The sequence below is a fragment of the Pseudochelatococcus sp. B33 genome (assembly GCF_053570585.1).
In genome coordinates this window covers 1-16,062 of record NZ_JBSEFH010000002.1, presented here as the reverse complement: position 1 = coordinate 16,062, position 16,062 = coordinate 1, and the positions used below count along the sequence as shown (strand labels likewise).

The 16,062-nt window shown below is 67.0% G+C and carries 9 protein-coding genes; 2 read left to right on the top strand and 7 right to left on the bottom strand.

Features of this window, described 5'->3' with window-relative positions:
* Window positions 1–54: 54 nt before the first annotated feature.
* Window positions 55–5,070 (bottom strand): glycosyltransferase, encoded by a 5,016-nt coding sequence (locus tag ACUSIJ_RS01995; protein WP_449306687.1) that lies wholly within the window; start codon window positions 5,068–5,070, stop codon window positions 55–57.
* Window positions 5,071–5,679: 609 nt separating this feature from the next.
* Here ACUSIJ_RS01995 and ACUSIJ_RS01990 point away from each other — a divergent pair.
* Window positions 5,680–6,855, top strand: a complete 1,176-nt coding sequence (locus ACUSIJ_RS01990; RefSeq protein WP_449306686.1) for an adenylate/guanylate cyclase domain-containing protein — start codon at window positions 5,680–5,682, stop codon at window positions 6,853–6,855.
* Window positions 6,856–6,953: 98 nt separating this feature from the next.
* Here ACUSIJ_RS01990 and ACUSIJ_RS01985 read toward each other — a convergent pair whose 3' ends face one another.
* The 5 genes from ACUSIJ_RS01985 to purE form a co-directional block, all read right to left on the bottom strand.
* Entirely contained in the window at window positions 6,954–8,414 is a 1,461-nt protein-coding gene (locus ACUSIJ_RS01985) for a L,D-transpeptidase family protein (protein WP_449306685.1), read from the bottom strand.
* A gap of 255 nt (window positions 8,415–8,669) precedes the next feature.
* Complete coding sequence (locus ACUSIJ_RS01980) at window positions 8,670–9,581, bottom strand: tetratricopeptide repeat protein (protein ID WP_449306684.1); 912 nt, start codon at window positions 9,579–9,581, stop codon at window positions 8,670–8,672.
* A 330-nt stretch (window positions 9,582–9,911) separates the two neighbouring features.
* Window positions 9,912–10,148, bottom strand: coding sequence for a 30S ribosomal protein S21 (gene rpsU / locus ACUSIJ_RS01975; protein ID WP_449306683.1), 237 nt, complete (start codon window positions 10,146–10,148; stop codon window positions 9,912–9,914).
* A 345-nt stretch (window positions 10,149–10,493) separates the two neighbouring features.
* Complete coding sequence (locus ACUSIJ_RS01970) at window positions 10,494–11,576, bottom strand: 5-(carboxyamino)imidazole ribonucleotide synthase (RefSeq protein WP_449306682.1); 1,083 nt, start codon at window positions 11,574–11,576, stop codon at window positions 10,494–10,496.
* A 2-nt stretch (window positions 11,577–11,578) separates the two neighbouring features.
* The gene (gene purE, locus ACUSIJ_RS01965) at window positions 11,579–12,043 is read right to left on the bottom strand and encodes a 5-(carboxyamino)imidazole ribonucleotide mutase (protein WP_449306978.1); all 465 of its coding nucleotides are present in this window, start codon (window positions 12,041–12,043) and stop codon (window positions 11,579–11,581) included.
* A 387-nt stretch (window positions 12,044–12,430) separates the two neighbouring features.
* Between purE and gluQRS the strand changes: the two genes are divergently transcribed.
* Window positions 12,431–13,294 (top strand): tRNA glutamyl-Q(34) synthetase GluQRS, encoded by an 864-nt coding sequence (gene gluQRS, locus ACUSIJ_RS01960; RefSeq protein ID WP_449306681.1) that lies wholly within the window; start codon window positions 12,431–12,433, stop codon window positions 13,292–13,294.
* A 143-nt stretch (window positions 13,295–13,437) separates the two neighbouring features.
* On the opposite strand, the gene ACUSIJ_RS01955 is transcribed toward gluQRS, so the two are convergent.
* Window positions 13,438–15,486: a M23 family metallopeptidase gene (locus ACUSIJ_RS01955; RefSeq protein WP_449306680.1), complete on the bottom strand. Its 2,049-nt coding sequence runs from the start codon at window positions 15,484–15,486 to the stop codon at window positions 13,438–13,440.
* Window positions 15,487–16,062: the final 576 nt, after the last annotated feature.

The following is a 16,062-nucleotide window of genomic DNA, read 5'->3' as shown; positions in this document are numbered from 1 at the left end:
GCGACCGGAGGCGCCGGTCACCGGCGCCTCCGTCAACGCGCCCGCCGAGGGCCGTCACGACAGCTTCACCGCCTTGAACATGTTGTCCATGGCGTCGATGCTGGCGTCGTAGAAGGCCTGATAGCGGCGCCGGCTCGTCTGCGCCAGTGCGTTGAGCGCCTCGGGATTGGCGGTGAGATCGAACAGGCTCGCGGCCAGCGCATCGAGGTCCGCATGGTCGTGCATCGGATCGCCGGTCTCGATGCCCTTGCCGCCCCAGCGCGTGGTCAGCAGCGGCATGCCGTAGGCCATGGCCTGCACGGTCTTCACGTTGATGCCCGTGCCCATGGTGACGGGCGAGACGATGACATCGACCGTGGAATAGAACTGGCCGATGTCCGGCACGAATCCGTGCAGCCGCACCCACCGGCGGCCGAACAGCGCCGCATCGGCGGGCGACAGGTTCTGGATCATGTCGCGCACCTGGCCGGCGATGTGCAGGGTGAAGGGGCACGGATCAGCACCGATGCGCCGCTCGATGGCCTGCAGGAACTGGAGGGTGATCGTCAGGTTGATCTGGTTGGCGCTGGCGACCATGCCGACGTCCGTCAGCTTGGTGAAGCGGCGGTCGAGGAAGCGCGCCTCCTCGACATGCGGAATGACGATGGCCGTATCCCTGCCGGTGACGGAGTTGAAATAGGTCGCCTCCTCGGCCCGTCGGGCGACGACGATGTCCGCGCGGCGCAGATAGGCGCCTTCCTCCTCCGGCGTGCAGGAGAAGAACTCGAGCGGCTGGCCGTTCCGGCGCAGCATCTCGTAGCGGTTGCCCATCTTGTCGTGGGTATCGATCACCTTGAGGATATGGGCGGGCACATAGTCGAGCATCTTCGACTGGAAGACGTAGGAGCAGAACACGACGTCGATGTCGTGGCGGTCGCAGAGCAGCCGGATGCGCTCGCTGAGACTGTTGTCGTACCAGCCGTCGAAGGGAATTTCCTGGCCGTTCGAACCCAGAGAGCAGTTATGTGGCAGGATGGTGACGCTGTCCCATGCCGCCTGCATCCGGGCGAGGCTGCCGGCGTCGTACATATGGCTTTCCAGCAGGGCGAAGTGCACCTTGTGGCCCATGGCGCGGAACCGGCGGCCGAAGGCTTGGATTGTCGCCTGGTTGCCGTGGTTGTCCGGGTGGGACGGGAACGGGCTGAAATAGAGCACGTTCAGGTGTCCCGACTTGCGGCGCTCCACGGCGGAGAGCGGCGGCTGCCGCTCGGCGTGGGCCGCGGCGACATCCGGCGGGGTGCCCGGCGGCAGGTGGTCCCGCGCCAGCACTTTCTGCCATTTGTCGAGCAGCTTGGCGTTGTTGCGCTCCGCGAGCGCCGTCGGCGTGGCGGTGCTCTGCTCGGCGAAGGTCCCGTGCTCGAAATGGACGGCCACCGACTGCGCGACGCAGATGACGCGGTAGTTGCGCGCCCGCGCTTCCATCGCCAGATCCGAATCCTCGCAATAGGCCGGCACGAAGCGCTCGTCGAAGCCGCCGACTTCCTTCCAGAACGATCCGCGCACCAGCATGGAGGCGCCGGTGGCGTAGTCGATCTCGCGCGTCAGGGAATAGAGGCGCGCACGGCGCTCCCGGCCACGGCCGAGATTGGCCACCCGACCGTCCGAATAGACGATGGCGCCCGATTCCTGGATCGTGCCGTCCGGATAGAGCAGTTTCGAGCCGGCGATGGCGACGCGCGGGTCCTCGTCCATGGCGCGCACCAGCGGTTCGAGCCAGCCGGGCATGACGATCGTGTCGTTGTTGAGGAACAGCAGGTGCCGACCGCGCGCCGGCGCGGCGGCGTTCTTGCAGTTGAGCAGGAAATTGAGATTGGCCTTGGTACCGACCACCCGCAGTCCCGGGAACAGATCGGCCGCCCGCGTCGTGTCATCGGTTGAGCCGTCGTCCGCCAGGATCACCTCGTAGCGCAGGCCGGTCGCCTGGCCGGCGATTAGGATGGAGTTCAGGCAGGCGCGGGTCAGATCCCACCTGTTGTAGGCCGGCACGATGATCGACACGTCGATCGTCTGGCTGTCATCGTGGATGGGGAATGCTGCGGGTTCGGCCCGCTGGCATGCATCGATGTAGAGGTCGAGCGGCAGCACGCCGGCATTGTCGAGCACCCGCAGGAAGGCGGACCGGTTGGCGCGTTCGCTGAAGTTCTCCTCGACCAGGCTGCGGCCGTTCGCGGCGATGCGCGTCCACAACGCCTCGTCCCGGTAGAGGTCGATGACCGCCTCGGCGAAGGGCTGCGGCTCGTTGCGGATCAGCGCGTGGACGTCGTCGACGATCCCCATGCCCTCCGCCGCGATCGTGGTGCATACCGAAGGCACGCCCGCGCCGAGACTGGCCCCGAGCTTGCCCTTGATGCCCGCGCCGTAGAGCAGCGGCGCCACGCTCAGGCGATACCGGTCGAGCACCGGATCGAGATCGGGCACATAGCCGACATGCTTCACCCCCGGCACCGATTCGAGCGCCACCACCTCGGGCGGGGCTTCCGCGCCGACGATATGGAACTCGGCATCGGGCAGGGCGGCGTGGACACGCGGCCAGACGTGGGCCACGAACCACAGCACGGCATCGACATTGGGCAGATGCTTGAAGCCGCCGAGGAAGAAAATGTTCCGGCGTGCCTGGTAGCCGGGCGGGTTCTCGCGCACCGGGCTGTAGAGCGCGGGGAAGACGGAGATCTTCGCGCGATCCAGGAACGTTTCGAGGAACGGCACCTCGGCCGGGCTGACGAGAACGACGTGATCGCAGGCGTGCATCATCGCCAGTTCCCGATCCCGGGTTTCGTCGGCGCGCACACGCGCGGCCGGGTCGCTGCTGAGATCGGCGGCGCGTCCCTCGCGCAGGAAATAGAGGTCGGGCGCGTGGAACACGAACCGCGCATCGGGTGCAACTTCCCGCGCCGTCGGCAGCAGCGCCTCGGCCACGTCGAAGCGGATCAGATAGAAGGTGCCGAACCTGCCGCCCTCGGCCCGCACGTAGTCCGATGCGTGACGATAGCCGTCGGCTGCGGTGATGACGGTCGCGCCGAGCGCCTCGAGCTGCTGGCGATAGCGGAGGGCGTCGACCATGTCGGTGGGGCAGAAGACGACTTCGAATCCCGCCTGGCACAGATCGGCGATCAGACCGACGGTCGCCCGTTCACCGGCGGAGACATCGGCGCGCGGCAGCCGGTAGTCGGCGACGAGGATGCGGTGCAGGCGCGCCGGATCGGCCACGGCGACCGGGGCCTCCTCGGTGTCCGCCGAAGACAGAACCACGGCCGGCGGCCCGGCGGTTGCCTGCCGCATCTGCGCCCGATGGTGCCGCCACAGCATGAAGCGATAGCCGATCTGCAGCGTCACGGTCCACCAGACGAGTTTGATCGTCCGCCTGATGAAGCGTGCCAGCGTCGGGAACCGGCGGCCCAGCCGGCGGAAGGGCCCGAGCAGCCGCCAGGAGGTGCTCGACCAGACGATCTGCAGGGCGTTGTTGGCCTGGTGCAGCTCTCCGCGTGCGATCTGGAGCTGGCGCCGCGCCTCGTCGCGCTCGTAAGCGAGCGCCGCAGCCCGCGCATTGGCCTGATTGAGCACGTCCTCGCGCTGCGTGCGTTCGCTTGCCAGATCGGCTTCCAGTGCCTGAACACGGCTTGTCGCTTCTTCGTTCTGCGCGCGTTCGGACTTCAGAAGCGCCGCCAGCGCCCCGATCCGCTGTTCGGCCGCCTGCTCGATCTCGCGCCGGGCTTTGTCGTAGTCGCGTGCGAGCTGTTCGCGCAGGTTGTCGGTGCTGGCCCGCACCCGTGCGAGCTCGTCCGACCGGCGCATCATGCCGGCGAGCGCCGACATCAGGGCGGCTCTCAGCTGCGCGCTGTCGTCGCTCGCCGGTTCCCTCGTTCCTTCGATCTCGGTCATGAGCTGTGCAACGTCCTGCTCGTTTGTAATCTTCTCTGCCCCGGCGCGTTCGGCCATTTGCGCCTCGAGGCGATCGCGGTCGTCCAGCAGGCGCTGGCTGGTGTCGCCGAGTTCGTTGACGGCGGAAACGACGCCCTCGGTGGTGCCGGTGTACTTTTCGAATGCACCCCGCATCTTGTCGATGGACGTGTAACTCTTGCCCCGTCCCATCAGCACGATCGGGATTGTCCCGACGCGAGCGGCGGCGAGCGACAGATGCATCCTGCCGGTGACCAGCAGGTCGACGGCATCGAGAATGGCGATGTTGCCCTGATAGCCGAGAGCGGCATCCGCCTTGACGGCGCGGTGCTCGCCGAGGTGTTCGCGGATCCACGACAGGGCGAGGTCCTGATAGTCGTCGTCGGAGGGGTGATTGTCCCAGCGCCGTTCGTCATTGGACAGCAGGGCATAGAAGGCAGCGGGATGCGCCGCGTTCAGCTGCTGCAGAACGTCGCCCACGAATCGGGTGCGGCTGTCCTCGCCGTGCAGGTCATGGAACGAGCGGAAGGAGTGCTCCGCAAAGTTCAGGCCGATGACAGGCCGCCATTCCTTCGCCGCGGCGATCACTTGCCGGATCGTCTCTGTGGCATCGTTCCGTGTGCCGGGGCAGAAGAACGACAGGTCCTGGAATGCGCGTCCCTTCAGCCCCGTCTGGCGCTGGAAGTTCCGGTGCGAATGCGCGTCGCGCAGCAGGAAGACCGCACCCGGCAGCAGGCGCAGCTGCTCAAGGATCTCGGGCGCGACATCCGAGCGGAAGGAACAGGACACATAGATCTGCAGCCCATAGGCCAGCGCATGGGTCATGAGCTCGATCCGGTCGAGGCTGGGCGCAAGGCCGCAGGTGCCGTCGACGACATCGGCGCCGAGAACAAACAGGATATCGTCCGGCAGCAGGTGGGCGGCGAATTCCGGGATCGGTCCGGATACCTCGCAGACACGCGCCGCATCCGTGTCGTCAAGCTGCAGCCTGTCGAGCCAGAGGCATTCCGGGGACGGGTTCAATATGACGACCGGATGATCCTTCAGGAGTTCCAGCGCGCCACGGACCATCCCCTCGTCGCCCTTGCTGCCCGGCGCGGCGGGAGGAACCACGATGATACGGCGTTTACTCATATAGATCCCTTGTTTGCAGCGACAGCCGTACAGTGGCGCACTGAGCTTGCGTCAAAATGCAGAACATGGTGCGTGATGAGGGGGCCCCGAACGTGACGGGCAAGGGCGTCATAAGCCGGTTGCCGCGGCAATTCCAGACGAAAATGTCGCGGCCGACATGTCATTTGTTACAAGAGTCACCATGCTGTTTCCGTCTCGTTCTCATGCGGGAGCGTGCCTGCGAGGAGCCTGGCACCATCCGGCGACGCGCTGGCGCAGACGTATCTGTCAGATTTGGAGCCTCTTTAACATGCGGACCGGACCCGTCAATCGCCGAATTGCCGGCGTTGGTGCGGCCTGCCGTCCCGCCACGGGCGTGCGACACCGGGACGCCCCCTTTCGCAGGCTGGACGGTTGGACCAAATTCATCATTCTATTGATGGCGGTTATGCTCTAAACAGCTGGTTTGCGAACTTTCGGATTCCGGCCGGGCCTGCCCCTATCGCTCACCATGTCCGCGGTACTGTCGTCGTCCGGGTCCGGCCTTAACGTCGCCCCAAAGGTGAACTAAATGGCACGGTTCCCGTTCGGACCGGTTCGGTCGTGTCGGGCAGGGCTATGGAGGCGGCCGTGGAACTCGCGCATCTGGAGCCAATCGATATCACTATCGCGAAGCTGAGCGACTGGCTGCTCAGGGATGCGCGCATGAAAACCGATATCCGGCATGCCATTGCCGGTCTCGGCGCCCGCCTGAACGCGGCCGGAGTGCCGGTCGACAGGCTCACCTTCGCCGCCCAGGCCCTGCATGCCGAGCACGTCGCGTTCTCCAGCACCTGGATCAGGGGCGAGGAGAACCTGCAGCAATTGCAGGCCTATGGCTGGGAGGCGATCGCCGGATACCAGAACAGCACCGTTCGCGCCGTGCATGAATCCCGCGAGCCGCTGTTCCTGTGGCTGCCGGATACGCCCGACGGCCTCTACACGCTGATCCCCGATCTCAAGCAGGACGGGTACAGCCATTATCTCTGCTTTCCGATGTTCTTCGCCAACGGCCACAGCAACGCCATCAGCCTCGCCACGCGTGATCCGAACGGCTTCTCGTCGCGCGCCATCGCGCTGATGGAGGCCCTGATGCCCACGCTGGTGGCCGTGCTGGAAATTCTCAGCAGCTACAAGGCGATGGACGAGGTGCTGCGCATCTATGTCGGCAACGAGCCGCATCAGGCCATTCTGGCCGGCCGCATCGGCCGCGGGCAGGTCAGCCGCATCCGGTCCGCCATCCTGTTCGCCGACATGCGCAGCTATACCCGGATCACCTCGGCCATGGAACCGGAGGCGGCGGTGGCGCTGCTCAACCGCTATTTCGACTGCCTCGTGCCGCCCATCGAGGCAGAGGGCGGTGAAGTGCTGAAATACATGGGCGACGGCCTGCTCGCCATCTTTCGCGACCGCTGCGACGACACCGGCGCGGCTGCACAGGCCGCGCTGACGGCCGCGACCGAGGCACTGGCGCGCATCGACCGCATCGACGCCATCGCCTTCCATGCGCCCATCCGCGCCGGCATCGCCCTGCACCACGGCGAGGCGGCATACGGCAATGTCGGTTCAGGCGCGCGGCTCGACTTCACGGTGGTGGGCCGCGACGTCAATCTCACCAGCCGGCTGGCGCAGCTCAACAAGGTGCTGGGCGAGCCGCTGCTGATGTCCCGCAAGTTCAGCGAGCATCTGTGGGCGGATACGCATCACCTCGGCTCGTTCCGCCTCGACGGATTCGACGACGAGATCGACGTCTATCGTCCGGTATAGCGCAGCGTCGACAAAGCTGCGCCAATTCAGAACGTCCGGCGCTCCATAACTTCGGCGTGATCCTGTCGTGCGGCCGGGCAAGGAGCTTGCCCGGACGATCACCACAGGCCCGAAAGACCCGGCGTCTCGGGGCGGGAAGGGGGCTGCGGCGGCGTGGGTGTCTGCACGGTGTCGGCAGGCGCGACCGGGGCGGGCGCAGCCAGGGCCGGCGCGGCGGCGGGCGACGGCGTCGACGCGGTGACGATCGCATCCGCGGCCGGGGCCTGCTCATTCGCCTTCGGCCACAGGCCGGAGAACGACATGACGCGGTTGAACACCGACGGAGAGGCGGCGACGGCGACCGGCTGGGCGGGCGCGCTGGCCGGGCGGACCACCGGGAAGGGCGCCGCATTCGTGCTCGCCGGCGCAACAGCTGGCGCGGCGGCTACGGCTACGTTCGCGGTGGCGGGTGTCTCGGCCGCAGCGGGAGTGGCCGGGGCAGGCACCGCCGGAGCGGGTGCGGCCGCGACCTGCGTCACGGGCTGCTGCGCTGCCGGCGTGCGGCCGTCGTGCAGGACGATCTCGCGCGGACCTTCCGCCAGGGCGTCCGGACGGCTGACGTTGTTGGCGTCGAACCGCGGCGCCCGGCGTGAGAACGCCAGCATGCTCGAGCCCTCCGGGTGACGGCCGCCGCGATAGACCGGGTGCTGGCCACCGTCGCTGTAGACGAGGCGGATCGCGGGCGTGCCCTTGGACAGCAGGTCGGCGATCTTCGCCTCGTCAGCCTGCTGCTTGGCGGCGACCGCCTGCCTGATGCCGGGATCGATATCGAGCGTGGGGCAGGCGCCGGCGGGGCTGAGGTTGCTGCCGTTGCGGGCGTTGAACACATAGCGCTTGCCGCACACCGCCACCTGCGGCTCAAGGCGCGTGGCCTCGAAATGATCCCAGCCTTCCTTGAGATTGCGCCAGAACGCGATATTGGGGTCGAGCCGGTGCTTGGCCATGTTCTCGGGCGTCATGCGGAACGGATAGGCCTGATACTGGAATTTGCGCTGGCCGCCGTTGAAGGCCTCGCGGCCGATGGCGTAGATCTCCGCAATCTGCTCGTCCGTCATCGAATAGCACCCGGCGGACGAGCAGGCGCCGTGCACCATCAGATGGCTGCCGGTGCGCCCGTACGCGCGGTCGAAGGCGTTCGGATAGCCCATATCGAACGACAGGTAGTAGGACGAATTCGGATTCATCGACGCTTGCGTGATGGTGTAGAAGCCCTCGGGCGCCTGCCGGTCGCCCTCCTTCTTCTTCGGCCCGAGCTGGCCGGACCAGCGGCAGATCGGATAGGTCTTCAGCAGGGCGTAGCGTCCGTCCGCGCCCCTCTTCCAGATCTCGAACTCCGCTTCCTTCTTGAACGAGCGGATCAGGATCGGCGCCGATGGCTGCATTCCCTTCTCGCGCATCAGGGCGAGGGTCTCGGACGGAATGGGCGCCCGCGCCTTGGCGTTGCTGGCATACCTGCCGCCGTCCTGACACCCGGCGAGCGCAAGCCCCACTCCCGCAAACAAGACTAGCTGCTTGAACATACAGACACCCGACCCTTGTGCCGATGCAGATGCATCCGATTGAACGAGACTAGCGTCGTACCCTTACCGAAAACTTACCCCGTATGGTTGCCGCGAGCATCTTTGCGGATCACCCGGCACGCGGCCCCTCTCTCGCGCACCGGCGATTGTGACAGGTCGTGAACTCCTGACAATACCCCGTCACGGTCAAAATGCGCCCAAATTCACAAATCCGGCATCGCAAGTCCGGCCCTCCGCTGCGGCGGGCCCTCGCCGTCACAGCAGCCGGTTGCCCCGGTTCAGGCGCGATATGCCCTCACGCGCGACCCGGTTGCGGTCGTCGATCCCCTGCGCCCGTTGAAATGATTCAAGCGCCTCGCGGGTTCTGCCCTGCCGCTCCAGCGCAACGCCGCGCGCCGCCCAGGCGTCGGCATTGCGGTTGTCGACGTTGAGCGAGGCGTTGAAATCCTCCACGGCCTTGTCGTAACGGCCGACCTCGATCAGGCTCTGGCCGCGTGCCGTATAGGGCGCCGCCACGAACGGGTTGCGGTCGATGGCCGCATCGAAATCGCGGATCGCGTCCTCATGGTTGCCGAGCCGCTGGTGCACGAGGCCGCGCGCGTGGAATGCCTCGGCAGCTTCCGGGTTGATGGCGATGGCGCGGGACAGGTCAGCCAGCGCCTGCGTCGTATCGCCGCGCGCCCGCAGCAGGTTGGCCCGTCCGACATAGGCCGCGGCATAATTGCCGTCGGCGTTGATGGCCTGGGTGAAGTCGCCGAGCGCCGCGTCGTCCCGCCCGGTCTGGCGATAGGCCAGCGCCCGGTTGGTGTAGGCGGCGGCATAGCCGGGGTCGAGGGTGATGGCCTGGGTGAAGTCGCGGATCGCGTCCGAGTACTGCCCCTGCCGCGCATAGGCCGCGCCGCGCGTGTTGTAGGCCACCGGATCGTTCGGATTGGCGCGGATGACGCTGGTGAGCGAATCGATGTTGGCGCGGGAGTCGGGATTGGCCTGATCGACAACCGCGACGTTCGTCGTCGGCCCGAGGGAGCCGACCGTTCCGCAGGCGGCGAGAAGCGCGCCGAGCCCGACGGCCAGCGCAAGCGACGCCACCCGTCCGGCGGCGGGCAGGGCCTGTGTTGCCGTCGATGGAAAGGGCAGCGGACGCAACGAGAAAACGCGCCGGGTCATTTGCCGGCCATGCGCAAAGCGATTGCTCAACGTCGTCACGTCCATTCTGTTGACGCCTGTCCGCAAAACACCGCCCCTCCGGCCTCCTCATCATCGGGAAACCGAAACGCGCGGTGTCTCAGAATCTATGTCCGGCTGGCAAATCATGCCATCGGGCGAGAGCACTATCGCAGTTTGCGTTCAATGTGATCATCCAAATTGAACGCAAGTCGCGGAAAACGATAAAAATTAGAGCGGGTTGCAGAACGAGCCCTGATTCAAAACCGCTCTATATTCGAACGCAATACGCTTCCCCGCCAGTCGAACACCGGCGAGCAAAGGAGGCGACGATCAGCGCGCGGCGGTCGCGCGAGGCTTCGACGGCAGCAGCCCCTCGCGCTGCAGGCGCTTGCGCTGCAGCTTGCGCGCGCGGCGCACAGCCTCGGCCTTCTCGCGAGCCTTCTTCTCGGAAGGCTTCTCGTAGTGGCCGCGAAGCTTCATTTCGCGGAAGATGCCTTCACGCTGCATCTTCTTCTTGAGGGCCCGGAGCGCCTGATCGACATTGTTATCGCGAACGAGAACCTGCACGCTTTATCTTCCCGTGTTCTTTAAAAATGGAAGGGGCTTGCCACCCCCGGCACGACGATCGCGCCTGCTGTCACCTAGAGCATGTCATCGTTTTCGTGAAACGATGACATGCTCTCAATTTTTGATTTTGAGCGAATTCTGATCGACCGGACGATTCCGTCTGATCGGAACGCGCTCTTGGATATGGCGCGCCAGCCGCGCCGGAAACCGCCCGGAACGTGGGTCGCACGCCGGGAAATGAAGTACTGCGGATAGCAGATCGCGCGGCACTTGTCCACAACCAGCGTGCCGCTTGCGGCTTGCCCGCTCGGGCCCTGCCTCATAGGGGTTTGCCGCGGCGGCGTGTCACGGGCGCGGCGTGACGCGGGTGACGTGACCCATCTTGCGCCCCGGCCGCGGCGCGCCCTTGCCGTAGAGATGCAGGTGCGCGCCCGGCTCTGCCGCGATCGCAGGCCAGTTGTCGACGTCGCCGCCGATGAGGTTGGTCATGGTCGCGGCCACTCCCGTCAGGGCCGCCGCGCCGAGCGGCCAGCCACATATCGCCCGCACATGCTGGGCGAACTGCGACGTCTGCGCCCCCTCGATGGTCCAGTGCCCGGAATTGTGAACCCGCGGCGCGATTTCGTTGACGAGCACCGTCTCGCCGCCGGCGCCGTCATCGACCACGAACAGCTCGACGGCCAGCACGCCCACGTAGCCGAGCGAATCGGCGATGATTCGCGCCGCCTCCACGGCCTGCCGCGCGGCGCCGGCCGAGACGCCGGCCGGCGCGCGCGTGATATCGAGGATGTGATGACGATGCGTGTTCTCGCACAGATCATAGGCAACGAACGACCCGTCGATCGCCCGGGCCGCCACCACGGACACCTCGCGGGTGAAGGACACGAAACCTTCCAGAATGGCCGGCGCGTCGTTGAGGCTCGCGAGCACGGCGGCAGGATCGTCCTGCGGGCCGATGATCGCCTGTCCCTTGCCGTCATAGCCGCAGCGGCGCGTTTTCAGCACCGCCGGCCGCCCCAGCGCGGCCAGCGCCGCCTCGAGATCCTTGATGCCGTCCACCCTGCGGTAGGGCGCGGTGCCGATGCCGAGCGACGTGACGAAATCCTTTTCCGCCAGCCGGTCCTGGGTGATGGCGAGCGCCCGCGCGCCGGGCCGCAGCGGCGCCAGTCCCGCGATGAGTTCGGCCGTTTGCGCAGGGATGTTTTCGAACTCGTAGGTGACCACATCCACTGCCCGCGCGAGGGCGGACAGCGCGGCCGCATCGTCGTATCGCGCGACCGTATGCCGGCCGGCGACCTCGAACGCCGGGCTGTCGGCGTCGGGCGCGAACACGTGGACCCTGATGCCGAGCTCGGCCGCCGCGAGGGCGATCATGCGGCCGAGCTGGCCGCCGCCGAGGATGCCGATGCACGAGCCGGGAGGCAGCATGATCAGCCCTCGTCCGCCGGAAAGTCCGCCACTGCGGCGGTGCGTGCCGCACGCCACGCGTCGAGCCGGGCGGCAAGGCCGGGGTCGGAGAGCGCCAGCACGGCCGCCGCCAGCAGCGCCGCGTTGACCGCCCCCGCGCGGCCGATGGCGAGCGTGCCGACCGGAATGCCCGCCGGCATCTGCACGATGGACAGCAGGCTGTCCTGACCGGCCAGCGCCTTCGTCTCGACGGGCACGCCGAACACCGGCAGGCTGGTGATGGCAGCGGTCATGCCGGGCAGATGCGCCGCGCCGCCGGCGCCGGCGATGATCACCCTGAAACCCCGCTCGCGCGCCGACCGCGCGAATTCATAGAGCCGCTCGGGCGTGCGGTGAGCGGAGACGATGCGCGCCTCGTGGGCGATGCCGAGTTCGTCGAGGGTCTCGACGGCATGGCGCATGGTGGCCCAGTCCGACTGGCTGCCCATGATGACGGCGACCGACGCCGGTGCGACGCGATCCTGTGCGGCGTGCGTTCCGTCCGCACCGGGACGCTGCCCGTGCGCCGGCGGAAACGGCACGATCGGGCCATCGTCACTGGTGTCTTCGTTCATACCGGTACACCCTCTACATCGGTCACGCCCGCGAGCGTAGCGCGATAACCCTGAATCGACCGTGCGGCGGATATCCTGCGGCGCTGCCGACGCTCTCCGTCCCGAGCCGAACCCCTGATAAAGATAAAGAGGAGTCCGTATATCTCATCGCGCCTCCGGCGCAAGCGAATCATGAAGCGAATCATGGGCGGAAGGTGAAAATTCGTGCCGCAGTCAGGGTCCGGGTCAGCCCCATTCCATTCGGCCGGCGAGGGGGCGCCGGTGTTCCGGTTCGCGCCGAGTCCCAACGGCCTGCTGCATCGCGGCCACGGTTTCTCGGCGCTTCTCAATCAGGAATTGGCGCGCCGATGGGGCGGGCGTCTGCTGCTGCGCATCGAGGATATCGACCTTGCCCGCTGCAGCGAGGCGAATGTCGACGCCATTCACGAAGACCTCATGTGGCTCGGCGTGCGCTGGGACGGCCCGGTGCGCCGCCAGTCCCGCCATTTCGCCGATTACACGGCAGCGTCGAAGAAACTGCTGGCGCGGGGGTTGCTCTACCGCTGCTACGCCTCGCGCGCGGAGATCGGCCGGGGCGAAGAACCCGGCGCCGGCCGCGATCCCGACGGCGCGCTGCTGCGCTGGCGCGCGCGGCCGGTGCTCGACGCGCGCGAGGAGGAGCGGCGCCGGCTGGCCGGGGAGCCCTTCGCGCTGCGCCTCGACATGCGCCAAGCGCTCGATGCGCTTGCCCGCGCGGGCGCACGCCTCGACTATCCGGTGTTTTCCCCCTCCGGGGAGGTCGCCCGCGAGGTGGCCGATCCGGCGCGGTGGGGCGACGTGATTCTGGTGCGCAAGGACACGCCGACGAGCTACCATCTGTCGGTGGCGGTGGACGATGCGCTGCAGGGCGTCACCCACGTGGTGCGCGGGCGCGATCTGGAGGCCGCGACCCACGTTCACCGGCTGTTGCAGGCCCTGCTCGACCTGCCCGTCCCGGCCTATCACCACCACGACCTCGTCCTCGACGCGGATGGCGAGAAGCTGGCGAAGTCGCGTGGCTCGCGTTCCCTGCGTGCGCTGCGCGAGGCCGGCATCAGCCGGGACGTGGTGTTGTCCGGGCTCGGCTTCGGGCCGCCTCCGGCATGAGAGAGCAAAATGCATTAAATCTGAGTCGCTATTTTTGCTCTATCCCTTTGTTTGTGCATCAAATCTATCCAAAAAAGGGTTCCATTTTTGATTTGATGCAACAGGATGCCAACTCCGCTGACGAGGGGGCCGGTCCGGCCGGTTCAGGGGATCGCGGCGGCTACGCTGCCGGGTTGCGATCTGGCGAGCAGCTCCTTCACCTGGTCGCGCTGGTGCGCGAATTCGGCGAGGTCGGCCCCGGCGAGTTCGTCGCTGCGCGGCAGCTTGATCTTCATCGGATCGACGAACCGGCCGTTGACCATCACTTCATAATGCAGGTGTGGACCGGTGGACAGGCCGGTGTTGCCCAGATAGCCGATCACCTGCCCCTGGCGCACGCGCACGCCGGCTTCGATCCCGCGTGCGAAGCGCGACTGGTGCGAATAGGTGGTCACATAGCCGTTGGCGTGCTGGATCTCGATACGCCGCCCGTAGCCGGAAGCCCATCCCGCCTTGATGACGACGCCGTCGCCCGCGGCCAGGATCGGCGTGCCGATCCGATCCGCCCAGTCCACGCCGGTGTGCAGCTTGGAGTAGCTCAGGACGGGGTGGTAGCGCATGCCGAAGCCGGAGGTCATGCGGCCCTCGGTGATCGGCTTGCGGATCAGGAACTTCTGCAGGGAGCGTCCGTCGGCGTCATAGAAGCTGATGGTGCCGTCGCCGGGCGGCTGGAAGCGGTAGAGGCGCTTCATTTCGCCATCCGTCGAAAGCGCGGCGTAGAGCAGTTCCGGGTCGCCGTCCTCGTCGTCGGTGTAGAGCAGTTCGAGCGATTCGCCCGCCGCCACCCGGCGCTGGAAATCGGTATCGGCCGCGAACAGGGGGATGATTTCCTTCACCAGCGAAGCGGGCACGTTGTAGCGCGCCGCGGTCTCGTACACGCTCTCGTACAGCGGCGCGCCGGGCCCGCTTTCGCTCGCGACGGCGGTGTTGCCGGGGTGCGGATCGCCGCTGGCCGGATCCTCCTCCGGCAGCACGACGGGCACGTAACGGCCGTCGTCCGTCAGGGCGGCGATGGCCTTGATCGCGCCTTCGTCATGTAGAATCACGCGGCCGATGGCTGTCGTCTCGCTGGCCGCTCCGTCGCCCGCTTCCACCGCAGCGGTGTCGAGCGTCGGCAGGATCGCCAGGCTTTGTCCTTCGCGCAGCCTGTCCTTCTCGCCGAGGTCGAGCGCGGTGAGGATGGCGCGGGCGTCGTCGCGCGAGGCGCCCTCATCGATCAGGATCTTGAGCACGACGTCCCCGGACGCGCCCGCGAGGCGCTCTTCCATGCTCCGGTCGTCTTCAGCCGGCGTCGCGAGCTTCGGCAGCAGCGTGACGTTTTCGGGCACGACGCGTACGTCGATTTCGCTGAACGGCATTTCCGCCAGGCTGGCATAGGACATCGGCCCGGCAGTGGGCTGATCCTGCCGCAGGGAGCGGAACAGCATCATGCGGCCCGCCTGCGGCAGGATGGAGCGGCCGCTGAAGTCGCTCATCAGCCGTTCCTCGGCGATCACCTGCGCCAGCGCCTCGTCGGCGTTGAGGGCAGGGGCAGCGGGGAAGAAGAACTGGCCGGCGAGGTCGCGCTTGACGATGGATACGTCCGCGTCCGCCGCCGTCTCCCGCGTAGTCGCGTTTGCGATTTCGTTGTCGGCAAACAGATTGAGCGGATTGAACGGAGGGATCGCGCGCGCATAGGTGCCCGCGGTAAGCGACAACGGCGCGCTGATGCGCACGAAGCCGCGTGTCCGGATCACCTCCCGGTCGCCGGTGCGAACGGTGATCGGCGCCTTGAACTCCTGCCGGGCGAGGTTGCCGGCCACCTCTCGCCGCACCAGCCGGTCCGCCCTGCGGGCGGCGGACTTCGGTCCCTCGCCCTTGCCCGCGACGGCAAGAGCGCGTTGCGGGCGCTCGACCTGGACGATCTCGCCCTGAAGCGCGATGACGATCGCGCCGCCGATGAGCGTTGCGCCGCTCAGCGCCGTCAGCACGCTGCCGATGAGCCATCTCAGGCTGACGCGCCGCCGGTTCTGGTTGATCACGGCGATGCCGTTCGGGTCGAGCGGCGGCGACACGTCCACACCGCCCAAGCCGGACCTGCGATGACGCATCCACGCTTCGGGGCGGGGTGCGGCCGCCTCCGTCCGAATCGTCACCGGTGCCCGCTGCAGCATCGATCCTCCAAAAGCTCCTCGCCGTTGTCTGCTCCGGCCTGGCCCGAAAACCCGCCCCGCCGGCGCTCGGCGCTGCGGCCGGTTGCGTCCGATCCGCCGCACGGGCGTAAACCGCGTGGGCGATCGGCAGGGTTGCCGCAGGGCCGGACGATATCGGCGTGTCATGCTTATACACCGCAAGCGCGTCTTTGCTCAACATGCGGCCGATTTCGGCTTCGCCCCAATCGGCGCGCGATGGCCGCTTTATCGAAAACCCATTGCCGGCAATATGGTATCCACCGCTGGCAGCGCCGGCCGCAAAAAACGTCAAAAAAATTTCATGAGGCCGTTGACAGCCGAAGCGGCCCTGACCTATATAGCACCCACACCGGCGCTGCGGCGAGCTTCTGGCGGGTTCCGCGGTGGTCGGCGCAACTTCCGATAACCGGATTGGGACGACAGCCCGACTTAAACAAGTGGGGGCGGTCGCCTGTTTGCCGGTTGTTGTTTTGCCCGGCAGGGTATGCGCTTCGGCGCATCGTTCTTTGACATTGTGTGGATATGGAAGAGAAGCGTAGGCGGCGTTTTTTTCTGCGA

Coding starts and splice junctions, on each gene's coding strand:
- ACUSIJ_RS01995 (WP_449306687.1), bottom strand. CDS start 5,070: ATGAGTAAACGCCGTATCATCGTGGTTCCTCCCGCCGCGCCGGGCAGC.
- ACUSIJ_RS01985 (WP_449306685.1), bottom strand. CDS start 8,414: ATGTTCAAGCAGCTAGTCTTGTTTGCGGGAGTGGGGCTTGCGCTCGCC.
- ACUSIJ_RS01980 (WP_449306684.1), bottom strand. CDS start 9,581: ATGACCCGGCGCGTTTTCTCGTTGCGTCCGCTGCCCTTTCCATCGACG.
- ACUSIJ_RS01970 (WP_449306682.1), bottom strand. CDS start 11,576: ATGCTGCCTCCCGGCTCGTGCATCGGCATCCTCGGCGGCGGCCAGCTC.
- purE (WP_449306978.1), bottom strand. CDS start 12,043: ATGGGCAGCCAGTCGGACTGGGCCACCATGCGCCATGCCGTCGAGACC.
- ACUSIJ_RS01955 (WP_449306680.1), bottom strand. CDS start 15,486: ATGCTGCAGCGGGCACCGGTGACGATTCGGACGGAGGCGGCCGCACCC.